The 17,991-nt window shown below is 57.3% G+C and carries 17 protein-coding genes; 10 read left to right on the top strand and 7 right to left on the bottom strand.

All coding sequences use genetic code 11. The features are described from left to right. Positions 1–3: 3 nt before the first annotated feature. The 4 genes from rhaS (KW829_RS22070) to rhaB form a co-directional block, all read right to left on the bottom strand. On the bottom strand, positions 4–990 hold the full coding sequence (gene rhaS / locus KW829_RS22070; protein ID WP_010436889.1) for a rhamnose ABC transporter substrate-binding protein: 987 nt from the start codon (positions 988–990) through the stop codon (positions 4–6). 82 nt (positions 991–1,072) lie between these two features. Next, positions 1,073–1,903 (bottom strand): rhamnulose-1-phosphate aldolase, encoded by an 831-nt coding sequence (rhaD, locus tag KW829_RS22065; RefSeq protein ID WP_218309106.1) that lies wholly within the window; start codon positions 1,901–1,903, stop codon positions 1,073–1,075. A 115-nt stretch (positions 1,904–2,018) separates the two neighbouring features. Beyond that, entirely contained in the window at positions 2,019–3,278 is a 1,260-nt protein-coding gene (gene rhaA, locus KW829_RS22060) for an L-rhamnose isomerase (protein WP_010436894.1), read from the bottom strand. Then, complete coding sequence (gene rhaB, locus KW829_RS22055) at positions 3,275–4,744, bottom strand: rhamnulokinase (protein WP_218309094.1); 1,470 nt, start codon at positions 4,742–4,744, stop codon at positions 3,275–3,277. The genes rhaA and rhaB overlap by 4 nt, the downstream gene beginning before the upstream one ends. A 301-nt stretch (positions 4,745–5,045) precedes the next feature. Here rhaB and rhaS (KW829_RS22050) point away from each other — a divergent pair, with 301 nt between their 5' ends. Next, positions 5,046–5,882 carry an HTH-type transcriptional activator RhaS gene (gene rhaS, locus KW829_RS22050; RefSeq protein ID WP_010436901.1) on the top strand — a complete coding sequence of 279 codons (837 nt, stop codon included), beginning with the start codon at positions 5,046–5,048 and terminating at the stop codon, positions 5,880–5,882. Between the two features lie 73 nt (positions 5,883–5,955). Then, positions 5,956–6,804 carry an HTH-type transcriptional activator RhaR gene (gene rhaR, locus KW829_RS22045; RefSeq protein WP_211450097.1) on the top strand — a complete coding sequence of 283 codons (849 nt, stop codon included), beginning with the start codon at positions 5,956–5,958 and terminating at the stop codon, positions 6,802–6,804. Here the strand turns inward: rhaR and rhaT are convergent, their stop codons facing one another. Next, positions 6,805–7,839 carry an L-rhamnose/proton symporter RhaT gene (gene rhaT, locus KW829_RS22040; protein ID WP_010436905.1) on the bottom strand — a complete coding sequence of 345 codons (1,035 nt, stop codon included), beginning with the start codon at positions 7,837–7,839 and terminating at the stop codon, positions 6,805–6,807. 288 nt (positions 7,840–8,127) lie between these two features. Between rhaT and sodA the strand changes: the two genes are divergently transcribed. Both sodA and yiiM read left to right on the top strand, forming a co-directional pair. Further along, complete coding sequence (sodA, locus tag KW829_RS22035; RefSeq protein ID WP_010436906.1) at positions 8,128–8,748, top strand: superoxide dismutase [Mn]; 621 nt, start codon at positions 8,128–8,130, stop codon at positions 8,746–8,748. A 71-nt stretch (positions 8,749–8,819) separates the two neighbouring features. Next, positions 8,820–9,494 carry a 6-hydroxyaminopurine reductase gene (gene yiiM / locus KW829_RS22030; protein ID WP_218309093.1) on the top strand — a complete coding sequence of 225 codons (675 nt, stop codon included), beginning with the start codon at positions 8,820–8,822 and terminating at the stop codon, positions 9,492–9,494. A 99-nt stretch (positions 9,495–9,593) separates the two neighbouring features. On the opposite strand, the gene cpxA is transcribed toward yiiM, so the two are convergent. Continuing rightward, positions 9,594–10,967, bottom strand: a complete 1,374-nt coding sequence (gene cpxA, locus KW829_RS22025) for an envelope stress sensor histidine kinase CpxA (protein ID WP_010436910.1) — start codon at positions 10,965–10,967, stop codon at positions 9,594–9,596. After that, the gene (gene cpxR / locus KW829_RS22020) at positions 10,964–11,662 is read right to left on the bottom strand and encodes an envelope stress response regulator transcription factor CpxR (protein ID WP_003862004.1); all 699 of its coding nucleotides are present in this window, start codon (positions 11,660–11,662) and stop codon (positions 10,964–10,966) included. Before cpxR ends, cpxA begins: the two co-directional genes overlap by 4 nt. Before the next feature lie 150 nt (positions 11,663–11,812). Between cpxR and cpxP the strand changes: the two genes are divergently transcribed. The 6 genes from cpxP to KW829_RS21990 all read left to right on the top strand — a co-directional run bounded on the left by cpxP (position 11,813) and on the right by KW829_RS21990 (position 17,961). Beyond that, on the top strand, positions 11,813–12,319 hold the full coding sequence (gene cpxP, locus KW829_RS22015) for a cell-envelope stress modulator CpxP (RefSeq protein ID WP_010436915.1): 507 nt from the start codon (positions 11,813–11,815) through the stop codon (positions 12,317–12,319). A 153-nt stretch (positions 12,320–12,472) separates the two neighbouring features. Further along, on the top strand, positions 12,473–13,366 hold the full coding sequence (gene fieF / locus KW829_RS22010) for a CDF family cation-efflux transporter FieF (protein WP_010436917.1): 894 nt from the start codon (positions 12,473–12,475) through the stop codon (positions 13,364–13,366). 174 nt (positions 13,367–13,540) lie between these two features. After that, positions 13,541–14,503, top strand: a complete 963-nt coding sequence (gene pfkA, locus KW829_RS22005; RefSeq protein ID WP_010436919.1) for a 6-phosphofructokinase — start codon at positions 13,541–13,543, stop codon at positions 14,501–14,503. A gap of 235 nt (positions 14,504–14,738) precedes the next feature. Further along, complete coding sequence (locus KW829_RS22000) at positions 14,739–15,728, top strand: sulfate ABC transporter substrate-binding protein (protein ID WP_042718182.1); 990 nt, start codon at positions 14,739–14,741, stop codon at positions 15,726–15,728. Positions 15,729–15,839: 111 nt separating this feature from the next. Then, on the top strand, positions 15,840–16,583 hold the full coding sequence (locus KW829_RS21995) for a CDP-diacylglycerol diphosphatase (protein ID WP_218309092.1): 744 nt from the start codon (positions 15,840–15,842) through the stop codon (positions 16,581–16,583). A gap of 73 nt (positions 16,584–16,656) precedes the next feature. Beyond that, positions 16,657–17,961 carry an SLC13 family permease gene (locus tag KW829_RS21990; protein WP_218309090.1) on the top strand — a complete coding sequence of 435 codons (1,305 nt, stop codon included), beginning with the start codon at positions 16,657–16,659 and terminating at the stop codon, positions 17,959–17,961. Positions 17,962–17,991: the final 30 nt, after the last annotated feature.

Below are 17,991 nucleotides of genomic sequence, written 5' to 3'. Positions count from 1 at the left end.
GCATCAAAAGATCTTCGAGAACTTATCAATATTGCTGGCATCGTAGACGAACGGCTCAGCCATCGCGCCGTTGCCGTCGGCATCCAGCTTCACTTTGCCCAGCTTGCCCATGCTGGCCTCGCCCTTCGTGGCGGTGCCTTTCACCAGATCGTCTGCTAAATAGGTTGCCGCATAGCCCAGGTCAATCGGGTTCCAGATGGCAAAGCTTTTGCTCGCGCCGGATTTCACCGCGCCCGCCATTTCAGACGGCAGGCCTAGCCCGGTGACGTACACTTTGCCGATCTTGCCCTGGTCTTTCACCGCCTGCGCCGCAGCGACAATGCCCACGGACGACGGTGAAACGATCACTTTCAAATCAGGGTAGGTTTTCAGAAGGCCGACCGCCTCGCGGTAGCTTTTATCAGAGAGATCGTCGCCGTAGGCCACGGTCACCAGATTGACGGACGGGTACTTCGGCAGCACCTTTTTCATCTCCGCAATCCAGGTGTTCTGGTTTGTTGATGTTGGCGTGGCGCTCAGCACCGCAACGTCGCCTTTCTCGACGTTCAGCGCCTTCAGCGCATCGGCGGCGAGCTTGACGTTGGTTTCGCCAATCAGGGCGTTATTGGACGGGTTCAGGTGGATCTGACGCCCGGCTTTCGCTACGCCGGAATCCCACGACACCACCTTGATGCCGCGCTGCATCGCTTTTTTCAGTACTGGGACTAAGGCGTCCGGATCGTTCGCGGAAATCGCGATCGCATCCACGCCCTGGGCGATCAGTCCGTTCAGCACCTCGATCTGCGCTTCTGCCGTGGTGGTGGTCGGGCCGGTATAAATCACTTTTACATCGCCTAACTCTTTGGCCGCCTCCTGCGCGCCGACGTTCGCTGCTTCGAAGAATCCATTCCCTAAGGACTTCGCCACCAGGGCGATTTTCACTTCAGCTAAAGCGGAACCGGACAACGCCAGAGCGGCAACGGTGAGGATCAAGCTTGTCTTTATTTTCATTGCTTTTACTCCACTGACTTGAGTTAGTTGTAGGGATTGCAGGTGGTTTTCGCCCCGTCTCGGTGAGCGGGGCGCGATGTTGTTATGGGTACAGATCTAACGCGGACTGCATCGGGGTGACGCCAAAGCGTTTGCCCAGGGCAATCAGCTCTTCCCGGGTGATGGTCTGCTTCATGCCGCCCATGGAATAGACCTTCACCAGCACCTCCGCGGATTTCTCGGCGGTGTCGATCAGGCCAAAGGTTTCATCAAGCGTCGGGCCGCTGCCGAAGACGCCGTGGAACGGCCACAGCACCAGAGCGTGTCTTTGCATATCTGTTGCGGTTGCATGGCCAATTTCGTCGGTACCCGGCACCATCCACGGCAGAATGCCGACGCCGTCCGGGAACACCACCAGACACTCGGTGCTGCCTTCCCACAGCTTGCGGGTGAAGAAATCCGAGCTGTTTTCCAGCACGTAGGTCAGGGCGATCAGGTTGGTAGCGTGACAGTGCATGATCACGCGGTCTTTGCCGTTGGTGGCCTTGATGCGCTCGCAGTGGGAGAGGAAGTGCGCTGGCAGTTCAGAGGTGGGCACTGCTTCATCGGTCAGACCCCACAGAATGTGGTAGCCCGCGCCGTCGCTGTCCACCTTCACCACGCCGAGGTTGGCCTGCGGGTCGAGCTGGACGTTACGGAAGAACTTCCCGGAGCCGGTGACGATAAACGGCGTGTTGGCGAGCAGCGGCATCGGCTGGCTCAGCGCGATATAGCGTGGCTTTTGGTGGAAATCGGCCGCGAAGGGTTCGATATCCGCGTCGTCCAGGCGCAGCGTCAGGTTGCCGCCGTTGCGCTCGTCCCAGCCCTTCAGCCAGGCGTCAGAGGTGGCTTTGATCATGCCCTGGACGAACCAGGAAGTGGTGATGGTCTGCATAGTTTTCATTTCCAGTTATCGCGGTGAGGTTGAACCCTCACCCCAGCCCTCTCCCACAGGGAGAGGGGGTAAAAGTTCCCTCTCCCTGTGGGAGAGGGTTAGGGTGAGGGGGCAGTTACCCGCGCTGACTCAACACGTCTTCCTCATACGCCCGCACGTTGTCCAGCCACTGGCTGCCCGCAGGCGCGTCGTTACGCTGGCAGTACATCTCCCACACCGCCTGCCACGGCAGGGATTTCTGCTCTTCCAGCAGCGCCAGACGCGCGGTGTAGTCACCGTTTGCTTCCAGCTTTTTCAGTTCGGCAGTCGGCTCCAGCAGGGCGCGCAGCAGGGCTTTTTTCATGTTGCGGGTGCCGATAACCCACGCCGCGATGCGGTTGATGGAGGCATCGAAGAAGTCGAGGCCGATGTGGACGCGGTCAAAGAGGTCGTGGCGGATGATTTCGCTCGCAATCGCCTGGGTTTCGTCATCCAGCAGCACCACGTGGTCGCTGTCCCAGCGCACCGGGCGGCTGACGTGCAGCAGCAGGCGCGGCACGTAGAGCATGGCAGCGGAGATTTTGTCGGAGATCACCTCGGTCGGATGGAAGTGACCGGCATCCAGGCACAGCGCGGTCTGGCGGCTCGTAGCGTACCCCATGTAGAACTCGTTCGAGCCGACGGTGTAACTCTCGGCGCCAATGCCGAACAGCTTGCTCTCCACGGCGTCGATGTGGTGCGCCGGGTCCAGCTTCTCGCTGATGGCCTCATCCAGCGCGGCCAGCAGGCGCTGGCGCGGAGCCAGACGGTCGACGGTGATGTCCTTCATGCCGTCCGGGATCCAGATGTTCATCACCGACGGTGTGCCCAGCTGCTCGCCAAAGTACGCAGACACGCGGCGGCTGGCCTTCACGTGGTCGATCCAGAACTGACGGATTTCATCGTCCGCGTGGGCGAGGGTAAAACCGTCCGCGCTCAGCGGATGCGAGAAGCAGGATGGGTTGAAATCCAGGCCCAGCTTATTGGCTTTTGCCCACTCCACCCAGTTCTTAAAGTGTTCCGGTTTGATTTCGTTGCGCGCCACCGGCTCGTCGGATTCGAGGTAAATCGCGTGCAGGTTCAGGCGCTTTGGCCCCGGGATCAGGCTCAGGGCCAGCTCCAGGTCGGCGCGCAGCTCGGTCGCGTTACGCGCTTTGCCCGGATAATTACCCGTGGCCTGAATACCACCCGTCAGGGAACCGCCCGGGTTCTCGAAACCGGCGACGTCATCGCCCTGCCAGCAGTGCATAGAGACGGGCAGACGGTCGAGCTGGCGCAGGGCCTCTTCGACATCCACGCCGACGGCGGCGAAACGCTGTTTAGCCAGGTCCCAGGCTTGTTCTAATTGAGTGGTCATGCGCAAAGCTCCTTAGTCAGTCGTTTTTGCTGAAACTGCGCCCGGTAGCGGGCAATCTCATGGCAGGGATTGGGGGTGAAGGTGGTCAGGCTGGCGTTCACCGCCACCACCGAACGGAAGTCGTCAACGTTGGAGAGTTCGTCCAGCGTCATCAGCTGAATGCCGATATTGCCGAGCGTGGAAGCCTCTACAGGGCCCGCCACCACGGTGATGCCGCAGGCATCCGCGCAAAGCTGGTTCAGCAGCTGGTTCTGGCAGCCGCCGCCCACGATGTGCAGCTGGCTGAACGGCTTACCACGCAGATCGGCTAGCTCGCTGAGGATGTCGGCATACAGCAGGGCGAGGCTGTCAAAAATGCAGCGCGCTAGCTCTGCCGGGCTGGACGGCACCGGCTGCCCGGCGGCGAAACAGGCGGCCTGGATTTCGGCGCTCATGTGCGCCGGGTTGATAAAGCGGTTATCGTTCGGGTTGATCAGGAAGGTGCAGGCCTTCAGCTTTTCGGTCTCCGCGATAAGCGCAGGCAGGTCGGTAACGTTTTGCTCTTTCAGCACGCGCTGAAGCAGCCACAGGCCCATGATGTTTTTCAGCACGCGATAGCGCCCTTCCGCTCCACCTTCGTTAGTGATGTTCGCCGCCATCGCGGCATCGCTGGTGTACGGCGTTTTGCTCTCAAAGCCCATCAGCGACCAGGTGCCGGAAGAAAGGTACGCCGCGTCTTTGCCGGCGAGCGGCGAGGCAATGACCGCGCTGGCGGTATCGTGGCTGGCGACGGCAACGACGGGGATTTCATTCCCCTGCGGGCAAATCCACTGACCGATCACATTTCCGGGGTGCGTTGGCGTGCCGAACCAGGACGGCGATGCGCCCGTCCACGCCAGCAGGTTTTCGTCCCAGTTATCGGTGTTGATGTTCACCAGTTGGGTGGTGGTGGCGTTGGTGTATTCCCAGTTCATATTGCCGGTCAGGCGGTAGCTGAGGTAATCCGGGATCAGCAGCGCATGGGCCACGTTCGCGACCAGCTCCGGCTGCTGCTCGACGAGAGCGCGCAGCTGGTACAGCGTGTTAAACGGCAGAAACTGAATGCCGCTGCGCCCGTAGATGTTGTCCTTGCCAAGCTGGGCGATGGCGTGCGCCATCAGGCCGTCGGTGCGGCTGTCGCGGTAGGAGACGGGCAGACCGACGCGCTCGCCGTTACCGTCCAGCAGCACATAGTCCACGCCCCAGGTATCAATACCGATGCTGTCGATACGAATGCCGTCGTTGCAGACGTTGTTCAGCCCGGTGCGGATCTCCGCCTCCAGGGCATCGATATCCCAGGTCTCAACACCGTCCTGCTTTTTCAGGCAGTTGGCGAAACGGTGCATTTCGCGAAGCGAAAGTGTGCGCTGGCTACAGTCCCAGATGGCGAGCATTACGCGGCCGCTGGATGCGCCTAAATCGACAGCGACACAATGGCGAAAAGTCATGGTCGGATCCTTTCTTAATTCATTAGCGATGAGTGTAAGAAAGGGAAGAAAAAGGCACCTTCTCGCCACTGACAGGCCAAATCCGGCGCTGGCAAGAAAGCAAAGATGAACGTGAGGGAGTTCACAGTTTCCAGTAATAGCGGGGTTTTCAGGCAGTGTGACGCTTACCGCATTTCCCGATCTTTCCGCCGGTTTCTTGAAAAACGGACAGCTTTTGCGAGGTTTGCTGCCGAAAATTTAAGGTGAGGGCGCAAGGCCTTAATTACTATTTTGAGAACATTTCTCATTGGTGGGGGCCGTTATGACCGTACTACACAGCGTGGATTTTTTCCCTGCAGGAGGGTCGCCCGTCGCGATTGAGCCGCGGCTCCCTCAGGCCGCGTTCCCGGAGCATCATCATGATTTTCATGAGATTGTGATTGTTGAGCACGGGACGGGCATTCACGTGTTTAACGGCCAGCCGTACACCATCAGCGGCGGTACCGTGTGCTTTGTGCGGGACCACGACAGGCACCTGTATGAACATACCGACAACCTGTGCCTGACCAACGTGCTCTATCGTTCCCCGGACGCGTTCCAGTTTCTCTCCGGGCTGAATCAGCTGCTGCCGCAGGAGCAGGACGGACACTATCCGTCGCATTGGCGGGTGAACCAGTCCACCTTACAGCAGGTGCGACAGCTGGTGAGCCAGATGGAGCAGAGCGAGGACGGGCAGGAGACGCACGCCATTGCCACGCGCGAGCTGCTGTTCATGCAGCTGCTGGTACTGCTGCGCCGCAGTAGTCTGGTGGAGGGGCTGGAAAACAACGACGCCCGGCTGAACCATCTGATGGCCTGGCTGGAAGACCATTTCGCCGAAGATGTCTGCTGGGAAACGCTGGCGGATGATTTTTCGCTGTCGCTGCGCACCCTGCATCGCCAGCTGAAGCAGCACACCGGGCTGACGCCCCAGCGCTACCTTAACCGCCTGCGGTTAATCAAAGCGCGTCATCTTTTACGCCATACTGACGAAAGCGTCACGGATATCGCCTATCGCTGCGGTTTCGGCGACAGTAACCACTTTTCGACGCTTTTCCGTCGGGAGTTTAGCTGGTCGCCGCGCGATATTCGTCAGGGAAAAGACGCGTTGCTTCAGTAACGCGAGGGCAGTCACCGTTTTATTGCCGCAATAAAGCTAATAATGTCAGGTTTTTCGGCACAGAGGTCGTGGTGTGGCTGCTCAGTTAATCCTTCGCAAAGATGATTTTTTTGCCTCCGCGAGTCAGGCCGTCGCGGTGGCCGATCGCTACCCGCAAAACGTCTTTGCCGAGCATACCCACGAGTTCTGCGAGCTGGTGCTGGTGTGGCGCGGCAACGGCCTGCACGTCCTCAACGACCGACCCTACCGCATCACGCGCGGGGATCTGTTCTACATCCGCGCCGAAGATAAACACTCCTACGCCTCGGTTAACGACCTGGTGCTGCAGAACGTCATCTACTGCCCGGACAGGCTCAGGCTTAACGTCGACTGGGTGGCCAACATTCCCGGTTTTCTTGATGCCCGAGGAGAACCGCACTGGCGCTTAAGCAGCGGCGGCATGACCCAGGTTCGGCAGGTTATCTCTCAGCTGGAGCAGGAGAGCCAGAAGAGCGACCCGGTCGCCAACCAGATGGCGGAGCTGCTTTTCGCCCAGCTGGTGATGACGCTGAAACGTCACCGTTACGCCACCGATAACCCCTCCGCCACGACGCAGGAAGCGCTGCTGGATAAGCTCATCACCACGCTTGCGGGCAGCCTGAACAGAAGCTTTGTGCTGGAGAAATTCTGCGAGCAGGAGCAGTGCAGCGAGCGCGCGCTGCGCCAGCAGTTCCGCACCCAGACGGGGATGACGGTGAACCACTACCTGCGCCAGCTGCGCATCTGCCACGCCCAGTATCTGCTGCAGCATACGGAGCTGATGGTGAGTGAAGTGGCGATGCGCTGCGGCTTTGAGGACAGCAACTACTTTTCGGTGGTGTTTAACCGCGAGGTGGGGATGACGCCGGTTCAGTGGCGTCATCGCAGTCGAAAGGCAGCGTAATCAGTTCGCCATGCCGAGGCCAACGATGTTGGCGGCAATGATAATTACCACGCAGCCCAGGCTCAGCACGCCCACCGGACGACGCCCGGCGTTGTTCCACTCCTTCAGCACCAGCCCCACCAGCCCGCCGCACAGCACGTAGAAGCTCATGTGCAGCATCCAGCTCATGTAGTCGTACTGCGCCGGAATACTGGCGTGGCCCCAGGCGTAGAAGAAGAACTGCAGGTACCACATCAGGCCGCCGAGAGCGGAGAGCAGCACGTTAGTGATGATGAGCGGTTTTGCCAGCGAGAAGTCGGCTTTTACCGACAGGTTCTTCACTTTTGCCAGACGAATGAAGCAGAAGCCGAGGTTCACCAGCGCGCCGCCGCCCATGATCACCACGTAGCTTGGCAGGGCAGCGTATAGCGGGTCAACGCCCAGCGCCGCGGCCGCTTCGTGCATCGGTTTGGCGGCGTTCATGGCGAACGACATGCCCGCCGAGAAGATGCCGCACATCACCGCCAGCAGCAGCCCTTTCTTCAGGTTGAAGTCTTCGGCCCTGATGCCCATCTTGCGCTCTTTCAGCTGGCCCGCGCGGGTGACGATACCCACGCCGATCACCGCGACCAGCACGCCAAGCAGTGTCATTCGTCCGCCCTGCGTGTTGATCAGCACGTCGAAGTTGCCGTTGAGGATCGGCGTCATCAGGGTGCCGACGATAAGCGTAATGCCAATCGCGATGCCGATGCCCATCGACATGCCGAGATAGCGCATGGTGAGGCCGTAGTTGATGTTGCCGATGCCCCACATCGCGCCGAACAGAAACACCGGCAGCAGGGTAGAGGCGCTGAAGGAGGAGAAGTAGCCCCAGAAATCCGGGAGCAGCATGGCGCTAATGGTCCACGGCAAAATCAGCCATGACACGGTACCGCCAACGGACCACATGGTTTCCCATGACCAGCCTTTCACTTTTTTAAACGGGGCATAGAAACAGGCAGCACTGGCCGCGCCTATCAAATGCCAGAAGATACCCATCGTAATCGCATGATTCATTTTTACATCCTCATCGTTTTTATAGTCGGTGGCTTCCCGCCGACTTGATGAGTGTAAAAATTAGGCGGTTTGGGAACCTTCAGAAGGTTGCCGCACTTTTGTTCTGAATGGCAATCAGCACGTTAACCGCGTGAGCAGACTCACATTTCCGCCATTAATCGAAAAACGAATAACCTTATAAAAACTACGGCATTGATAATCATTTTCAATATCATTTAATTAACTATAATGAACCAACTGCTTACGCGGCATTAACAGCTGTGCCGCCCGACAATAATGGAGAGGATTATGAGTTATACACTGCCATCCCTGCCGTATGCCTACGACGCACTGGAACCGCATTTCGACAAGCAGACGATGGAAATCCATCACACTAAACACCACCAGACCTATGTGAACAACGCGAACGCCGCGCTGGAAAGCCTGCCAGAGTTCGCGAACCTGTCTGCTGAAGAGCTGATCACCAAGCTGGACCAACTGCCAGCGGACAAGAAAACCGTTCTGCGTAACAATGCGGGCGGTCACGCTAACCACAGCCTGTTCTGGAAAGGCCTGAAAACCGGTACCACCCTGCAGGGCGACCTGAAAGCGGCTATCGAGCGCGACTTCGGTTCCGTAGACAACTTCAAAGCGGAATTCGAAAAAGCCGCTGCAACCCGTTTCGGCTCTGGCTGGGCGTGGCTGGTTCTGAAAGGCGACAAGCTGGCGGTTGTTTCTACCGCTAACCAGGACTCCCCGCTGATGGGCGAAGCAATTTCTGGCGCATCCGGCTTCCCAATCGTGGGCCTGGACGTGTGGGAACACGCTTACTACCTGAAATTCCAGAACCGTCGCCCGGACTACATCAAAGCCTTCTGGGACGTGGTGAACTGGGACGAAGCAGCAGCGCGTTTCGCCGCTAAAAAATAAGGTTGCATTGACGCCTGTGAGAAGCGAGTCTTATGACTCGCTTTTTTTGTATCTGCGTAATGGAGGCAGCAATGCATTACCCGGTGAATGTGTTTACAGGCAAGATCAGGGAGTATGACGGCAGCCGCCCGAGCGCCATCGCTAAAATTCAGGTCGACGGCGAGCTGACGCTAACCGACCTCGGGTTGGCGGGTGACGAGCAGGCCGAAAAGAAAATCCACGGCGGGCCCGAGCGCGCGCTGTGCCACTATCCGCGCGAGCACTATCATCACTGGAAAGCCGAATTCCCCGAACAGGCGGAGCTGTTTGTCGCCCCCGCGTTTGGCGAGAACCTCTCGACCGAAGGGCTGACCGAGAAAAACGTCTTTATCGGTGACATTTACCGCTGGGGCGACGCCCTGATTCAGGTGACGCAGCCGCGCTCGCCGTGCTTCAAGCTCAACTACCATTTCGGCATCAGCGATATGTCCGAGCAGCTGCAAAATGCGGGTAAAACCGGCTGGCTCTACCGCGTGGTGCTGGCCGGGCAGGTTTCTGCGGATGCACCGCTGGAGCTGGCGTCGCGGCTGAGCGATGTCTCCGTGTATGAGGCCTGCGCTATTGCCTGGCATATGCCGTTTGACGATGAGCAGTACCATCGCCTGTTGTCGGCGGCGGGGTTATCGACCAGCTGGACCAGAACCATGCAGAAGCGGCGCGTAAGCGGCAAGATCGAGGATAATTCGCGGAGATTGTGGGGGAAATAACTGCCCCTCACCCTAACCCTCTCCCCATAGGGGAGAGGGGACGGCTCGGTGCGGTCTTTTCACCCTCGCCCCTTTGGGGAGAGGGCCGGGGTGAGGGGATTACGAACGCTTATACAACGGTAGCCACAGCGTTAACCGTAACCCACCCAACGGGCTGTCGTCGGCTTTCACCCAGCCTCGGTGCTGCTGCATGGCGGTTTCAACAATCGCCAGTCCCAGCCCCGTGCCGCCTGATTCGCGGTCGCGCGCTTCGTCGGTACGGTAGAACGGACGGAAAATCTGTTCGCGATCTTCCGGGCTGACGCCAGGGCCGTCATCGTCCACGATGATGGTGATCCCGTCTTTATCCACCGAGAACGCCACCTCAATCTTCGTGTGCGAATAGCGCAGGGCGTTACGCACGATATTCTCCAGCGCGCTTTCCAGCGTGTTGGGGTTACCGTACAGCGGCCACGGGCCCGGCGGGAAGTTGACGGTGAAGGATTTACCCATCTGTTCCGCTTCAAACGCCGCGTTATCCAGCACCTCGTGCCACAGGTGATTGGCTTTGACCGTTTCGCTCACCAGCGCGTTTTTCTGCTGATTGCGCGACATTACCAGCAGGTCGTTAATCATGCTGTCCAGACGATGAGCTTCCGTCTCAATACGCTCCAGCTCTTTGCTCTCACCGCTGCGGCGTCGCAGCAGGGCGGTGCCGAGCTGTAAGCGCGTGAGCGGGGTGCGCAGCTCGTGCGAGATATCCGACAGCAGACGCTGCTGGGCGGTCATCATGCGATCCAGCGCGCTCACCATCTGGTTAAAACTGGTCCCGGCGGCAAGGAACTCCTGCGGCCCTGCTTCCAGTTCAGGGTGTTGTCGCAGGTTACCCTGAGCCACTTCATCCGCCGCATTTTTCAGCTTACGCGCCGGTTTTGCGAGGCTCCACGCCAGCCATAACAGCAGCGGCGAGCTGACCAGCATGGTGACAATCAGCAGTAGCAGAGGGCGGTCAAACAGCAGGTTGATGAAATCGGACTGGGAGTTGCTCGCGGGGCGAATCAGGTAGAGCTGATAGTTATCTTCCCCATCCCGTACCGAGAAAGGGCCAACCATCTCTACCCGACCATATTTCTTCTTCTGTGGGTGATCGGCGTTATCCGCCTGGCCAATGAAGTTACGGATAATCTGCATTTCATTGCGATCGGCCCCAATGACGCGGCCTTCGCTGGTGACCAGCAGCAGGCGTTGTCCGGGCGGCGCCCACTTGTCGATAGCGCGAAATAATCTGCGCCACCACATTAAATCGTTCGGCGGATCGTTTGCTAGCTCGGCTTCCACGTGCTGCTCGATCATCACGCCCTGACGTTGCTCGCTGTCGAGAAGCTCCGTCATCTGGCGTGAGTCGAGTTTTGGCAACATCAAAACGAGCATTAAAACCAGTGCCAGCGTCAGCCAGAAGATGGCGAAGATGCGGGCGGTTAAGCTGCCTATCATGAAGCGGAAACCATCAGATAACCGCGACCACGCAGGGTTTTAAACCATGGGTGACCATCTTTACGCTCCGGCAGCTTGCGGCGCAGGTTAGAGATGTGCATGTCGATGGCGCGGTCAAACGGGGTAAGGCGTTTGCCCAGCACTTCCTGACTTAAATGTTCACGCGATACCACCTGGCCGAGATGCTGCGCCAGCAGGTAAAGCAGGGTGAACTCGGTGCCGGTCAGTTCCAGCGTTTCACCGTCGAAGCTCGCTTCCTGACGGCCCGGGTTCAGGCTCAGGGAGTCCACTTCCAGCGTTGGTGAGCTGTTGTCGGTATTCTGCTGCTGCTCGCTCCAGTGGGAACGACGCAGGATCGCGCGAATACGGGCCACCAGTTCACGGTCGTTGAACGGCTTCGGTAAATAGTCATCCGCGCCCAGCTCAAGGCCGAGTACGCGGTCAAGTTCGCTGCCACGCGCGGTCAGCATGATAACGGGGGTCTGGTGTGTCTGGCGAAGCTCTTTCAACGTATCAATGCCGTTTTTCTTCGGCATCATCACGTCGAGCAAAAGTAAATCGATGCTGTCGTCAAGGAGACTCAGCGCCTGCTCGCCATCGTGGGCAACCAGGACGTTGAAACCTTCCATGTCGAGCAACTCCTTTAAAAGAGATGTGAGCTCTCGGTCATCATCAACTAACAGGATTTTATTCATTGTTTAAATACCTCCGAGGCAGAAATTACGACATCAAGGCTATCTAATCCATGACTTTACGTTGTTTTACACCCCCTGACGCATGTTTGCAGCCTGAATCGTAGACTGTCTCTCGTTGAATCGCGACACGAAAGATTTTGGGAGCAAGTGATGCGCAAAGTTACCGCTGCCGTCATGGCCTCAACGCTGGCGTTCAGTGCGTTTAGCCAGGCTGCTGTAGCTATCATCGGCGATAACAGTTCCTCGCAAGAGGGTGCAACGCAGCACAGCGGCCAAAGCCATATGTTTGACGGCATAAGTTTAACCGAACATCAGCGTCAACAGATGCGAGATCTGATGCAAAGGGCAAGACACGACCAGCCCCCTGTTAATGTTAGCGAAATGGAGACAATGCATCGCCTTGTCACCGCAGAAAATTTTGACGAAAGCGCTGTACGCGCTCAGGCAGAAAAAATGGCACAGGAACAGGTTGCCCGCCAGGTAGAGATGGCGAAGGTCCGCAACCAGATGTTCCATCTGCTATCGCCCGAGCAGCAAGCGGTTTTGAACGACAAACATCAGCAACGGATGGACCAGTTGCGTAAGGTTGCACGGATGCAGCGAAGCTCAGAAACGACGCTTTTCAGTAGCAATAGCAGTACCCGTAGTAACCAGTAAACCCTGTTTTCCTTGCCATAGACACCATCCCTGTCTTCCCCCACATGATGTGGGGGTTTTTTTTGCCCGTCATTCTCTTTTGTTAACCGTTTATTCATCCTTTGACTCCGCAACCATCCGTTATACTAGCGCCATGGCATGACAGGAGTGTTTATGAATCAATCCTATGGACGGCTGGTAAGCCGGGCCGCAATCGCCGCGACGATAATGGCGTCGTGTTTGCTGGTTATCAAAATTTTCGCATGGTGGTACACCGGCTCAGTCAGTATTCTGGCGGCGCTGGTGGATTCTTTAGTGGATATTGCCGCCTCGCTGACCAACCTGCTGGTGGTGCGCTATTCGCTGCAACCGGCGGATGAAGAGCACACATTTGGACACGGAAAAGCAGAATCGCTCGCGGCGCTGGCGCAAAGCATGTTTATTTCTGGCTCCGCGCTGTTCCTGTTTTTGACCGGTATTCAGCATCTCATTTCACCCTCACCGATGAACGATCCCGGTGTTGGCGTGATCGTCACGGTCATTGCTCTTATTAGCACACTTGTTCTGGTAACGTTCCAGCGCTGGGTCGTGCGTAAAACACAAAGCCAGGCTGTACGGGCGGATATGCTTCATTATCAGTCTGATGTTATGATGAATGGGGCTATTCTTATTGCGCTCGGTCTGGCCTGGTATGGCTGGCATCGGGCCGATGCATTGTTTGCGTTAGGGATAGGGGTCTATATCTTATATAGCGCCTTACGGATGGGATATGAAGCGGTGCAATCGCTTCTTGACCGTGCGCTGCCTGATGCAGAACGTGATGAAATTTTTGCCATCGTGACCCACTGGCCCGGCGTCAGTGGTGCCCACGATCTTCGTACGCGGCAGTCAGGGCCGACCCGCTTTATACAGATCCACATTGAAATGGAAGACAACCTGCCGTTGGTTCAGGCTCACGTTATAGCTGAGCAGGTCGAGCAGGCGATTTTGCAGCGTTTTCCTGGTTCGGACGTCATTATTCACCAGGATCCCTGCTCGGTTGTACCCGGACATGTTGAGCTTTCGTAATTCGTTGTAAAAAAGTGAGCCAGACCAGCATTTTGTGTATAAATTACCGCCATTTGGTCTGACCTGAATCAATTCAGCTGGAAGCGATTGATATACTATTTGCAGTATTCGTTGGTCGAACAGTTTCTTCCGGCAACAGATTTCAATTTTGCATTCCTAAGTTCAGAGGTAGTCATGATTAAGAAAATCGGTGTGTTGACAAGCGGCGGTGATGCGCCGGGCATGAACGCGGCAATTCGTGGTGTTGTCCGTGCAGCACTGACGGAAGGTCTGGAAGTGTTTGGCGTTTATGACGGTTACCTGGGCCTGTACGAAGACCGCATGGTTCAACTGGACCGCTACAGCGTGTCTGACATGATCAACCGTGGCGGTACTTTCCTCGGTTCTGCACGCTTCCCGGAATTCCGTGATGAACACGTTCGCGAAGTGGCTATCGAAAACATGAAGAAACGTGGCCTGGACGCGCTGGTTGTTATCGGTGGTGACGGCTCTTATATGGGTGCAAAACGTCTGACCGAAATGGGTTTCCCGTGCATCGGTCTGCCTGGCACCATCGACAACGACATCAAAGGCACTGACTACACCATCGGTTACTTCACTGCACTGGGTACCGTTGTTGAAGCGATTGACCGCCTGCGTGACACCTCTTCTTCTCACCAGCGTATCTCCATCGTTGAAGTGATGGGTCGTTACTGCGGCGATCTGACGCTGGCGGCCGCTATCGCCGGTGGCTGTGAGTTCGTGGTGGTACCGGAAGTGGAATTCAGCCGTGAAGACCTGGTGAACGAAATCAAAGCCGGTATCGCGAAAGGTAAAAAACACGCCATTGTCGCCATCACCGAGCACATCTGCGACGTTGACGAGCTGGCGAAGTACATCGAAACCGAAACCAAACGCGAAACCCGTGCAACCGTTCTGGGTCACATCCAGCGTGGCGGTTCCCCTGGCCCGTACGACCGTATTCTGGCCTCCCGTATGGGTGCGTATGCTATCGAACTGCTGCTGCAGGGGCATGGCGGTCGTTGCGTCGGTATTCAGAACGAACAACTGGTACACCATGACATCATCGACGCGATTGAAAACATGAAGCGTCCGTTCAAAGGTGACTGGCTGGACTGCGCGAAAAAACTGTACTGATCGGCGTCTGTATTGTGCCGGGTGGCGCAAGGTAAATGCAAAACGGTAACCCCTGGGTTACCGTTTTTTTATGTTTGCTCCCTCTCCCGTGGGAGAGGGCTGGGGTGAGGGCATCAGGCCACTCATCCACTCTTTTATTCCACTACGTTATAGCCAATCTTTTTTTATTCTTTAATCATCGATTCGCTTTCTGGCACGCTGCATTCATCAAAACACTACACAAGAGAGCTGGGCGATGAATAAATGGGGCGTGGGTTTAACATTATTGCTGGCATCGACCAGCGTTCTGGCAAAGGACATCCAGTTACTGAACGTGTCGTACGACCCGACGCGTGAGCTGTACGATCAATACAACAAAGCCTTCGCGGCGCACTACAAGCAGGAAACCGGCGATAACGTGGTGATTCGCCAGTCTCACGGCGGCTCGGGCAAACAGGCAACGTCTGTGATTAACGGCATTGAAGCCGACGTGGTGACCCTGGCGCTGGCCTACGACGTGGACGCAATCGCGGAACGTGGCCGTATTGATAAAAACTGGATCAAACGTCTGCCGGATAACTCCGCGCCATACACCTCGACCATCGTTTTCCTGGTGCGTAAAGGCAACCCGAAACAAATTAAGGACTGGAACGACCTGATCAAACCGGGCGTTTCCGTGATTACCCCTAACCCGAAAAGCTCCGGCGGCGCGCGCTGGAACTACCTGGCGGCCTGGGGCTACGCCCTGCACCACAACAACGGTGACCAGGCTAAAGCGCAGGAATTCGTAAAAGCGCTGTTTAAAAACGTAGAAGTGCTGGATTCCGGCGCGCGCGGCGCAACCAACACCTTCGTTGAGCGCGGCATCGGCGACGTGCTGATTGCGTGGGAAAACGAAGCCCTGCTGGCGACCAACGAGCTGGGTAAAGACAAGTTCGAGATCGTCACCCCAAGCGAATCTATTCTCGCCGAGCCGACCGTCTCCGTGGTCGACAAAGTCGTTGAGAAGAAAGACACCAAAGCGGTGGCGGAAGCCTACCTGAAGTATCTCTACTCTCCAGAAGGTCAGGAAATCGCGGCGAAAAACTTCTATCGCCCGCGTGACCCGGCTGTGGCGAAGAAATACGACAGCGAATTCCCGAAACTGAAGCTCTTCACCATTGACGATGTTTTCGGCGGCTGGACCAAAGCGCAAAAAGAGCATTTCTCTAACGGCGGCACCTTCGACCAGATCAGCAAGCGCTAAGCGCTACACAACGAACGACACGGTGACCCGGTGTGAGAAATCCGCCGGGTTTTTTATTTGGTCATCATTTTGCGTTACTCTTTCGCCTCTATCGAAAACAGGGAACGCGTTGTGAAAAAAATTATCGTATTGATCCTGATTGTCATCGCCCTGGCCGCTGGCGGCGCGTACTGGATGAAGGCGGGTAATCCGAACGCGTTGCGGCATATCGTTCTCGACCAATGCGTGCCGAATCAGATCCAACACCGCAACCCCGCGCCGTGCGCGCAGGTGAAAACGGATGCAGGCTATGCGGTGTTTAAAGACCGCAACGGCCCGCTGCAGTATCTGCTGATGCCCACGTACCGCATCAACGGCACCGAAAGTCCCCTTTTGACCGAGCCTCACACGCCGAACTTTTTCTGGCTGGCGTGGCAGTCCCGCAGCTTTATGACGCTGAAGCGCGGCTCAGAGGTGCCTGACAGCGCCATTTCGCTGACGATCAACTCCCCAACTGGCCGCACGCAAAACCATTTTCATATTCATATCTCTTGCCTGCGCCCGGACGTGCGCGAGAAGCTCAATACCGCTCAGGGGCAAATTAGCACCCAGTGGTTACCGTTCCCGGGCGGGCTGGAAGGGCATGAATATCTTGCCCGTCGGGTGACGGAGAATGAGCTGGTCCAGCGCAGCCCGTTTATGATGCTGGCAGAAGAGCTGCCGGAAGCGCGCGACCATATGGGGCGCTTCGCGCTGGCGATGGCGCAGCAGTCGGACGGTTCGTTTGTTTTGCTGGCGACCGAGCGTAATCTGCTGATGCTTAACCGCGCGTCGGCGGAGGAACTTCAGGATCATCAATGCGATATCCTTAAGTGACCCCACTATAAATGGCGTTTACTCGTCCTGCCTGTCGCCGTAGACTTGCTGAAAAATTCTACAGGAGACAGGTATGTCGCTCTGGTTAACGCATCCTCTGCTGCTGCCCTCACTGATTGTTGGCGTCACCATCGTGCTGTGGGCGACGTCGCTGCTGCCGGAATTTCTCACCGCGCTGCTGTTTTTCACGGCGGCGATGATCGCCAAAATTGCCCCGCCGGAGGTGATTTTTGGCGGTTTTGCTTCGTCAGCTTTCTGGCTGGTATTTAGCGGTTTTGTCCTCGGCGTGGCGATCCGTAAAACCGGCCTGGCGGACAGGGCCGCCCGGGCGCTCTCCGCAAAGCTTACCGACTCCTGGCCGCTGATGGTGGCAAGCGTGGTGCTGCTGAGCTATGCGCTGGCGTTTGTGATGCCGTCGAACATGGGACGTATAGCGCTGCTGATGCCGATTGTCGCGGCGATGGCAAAACGCGCCGGTATCGCCGACGGCTCCCGCGCCTGGTTCGGTCTGGCGCTGGCCGTCGGGTTCGGCACCTTCCAGCTTTCAGCCACTATCCTGCCTGCTAACGTCCCCAATCTGGTGATGAGCGGTGCGGCGGAGGGCTCGTACGGTATTCACCTAAACTATGTCCCGTATCTGCTGCTGCACACGCCGGTGCTCGGTATCCTCAAAGGCCTGATCCTGATTGGCCTGATCTGCTGGCTATTCCCCGGCAGCCCGAAACCGCCGAAGGAGCTGACGCCCTCAGAGCCTATGGGCCGGGACGAAAAGCGTCTCGCCTGGCTGTTGGCGGTGGTGTTGGGAATGTGGGTGACGGAGAGTTGGCACGGCGTGGGGCCTGCGTGGACAGGACTGGCGGCAGCGGTCATCGTTATGCTGCCGCGCATCGGTTTTATCACCGGAGAGGAGTTTTCTGCGGGGGTGAATATGCGAACCTGTATTTACGTCGCGGGTATTCTCGGTCTGGCAATCGTGGTGACGCAAACCGGCATTGGAACGGCTGTGGGCGAGGCATTGCTTCGCATCATGCCGCTGGATGCAGACAGGCCGTTCACCAGTTTCCTCGCGTTGACCGGGATCACCACAGCACTCAACTTCATTATGACCGCCAACGGCGTTCCTGCACTCTATACCACGCTGGCGCAAAGCTTCTCGGACGCGACCGGTTTCCCGCTGCTGTCGGTGATCATGATTCAGGTGCTGGGCTACTCCACGCCGCTGCTGCCGTATCAGGCGTCGCCGATTGTGGTGGCGATGGGCTTAGGAAAGGTGCCTGCAAGGGCAGGGATGGTGCTCTGTCTGGCGCTAGCGGTGGCAACCTATCTGGTGCTGCTGCCGCTGGATTATCTGTGGTTTAGCGTGTTAGGTAAGTTGTAGGGGTTTTGTAGGGCGGGTAAGCGCAAGCGC

This window comes from Enterobacter sp. ENT02 (genome assembly GCF_019219165.1).
Lineage (GTDB): Bacteria > Pseudomonadota > Gammaproteobacteria > Enterobacterales > Enterobacteriaceae > Enterobacter > Enterobacter mori.
Note: the sequence above shows the minus strand (reverse complement) of the source record. Positions and strands in the feature narration are given on the sequence as shown.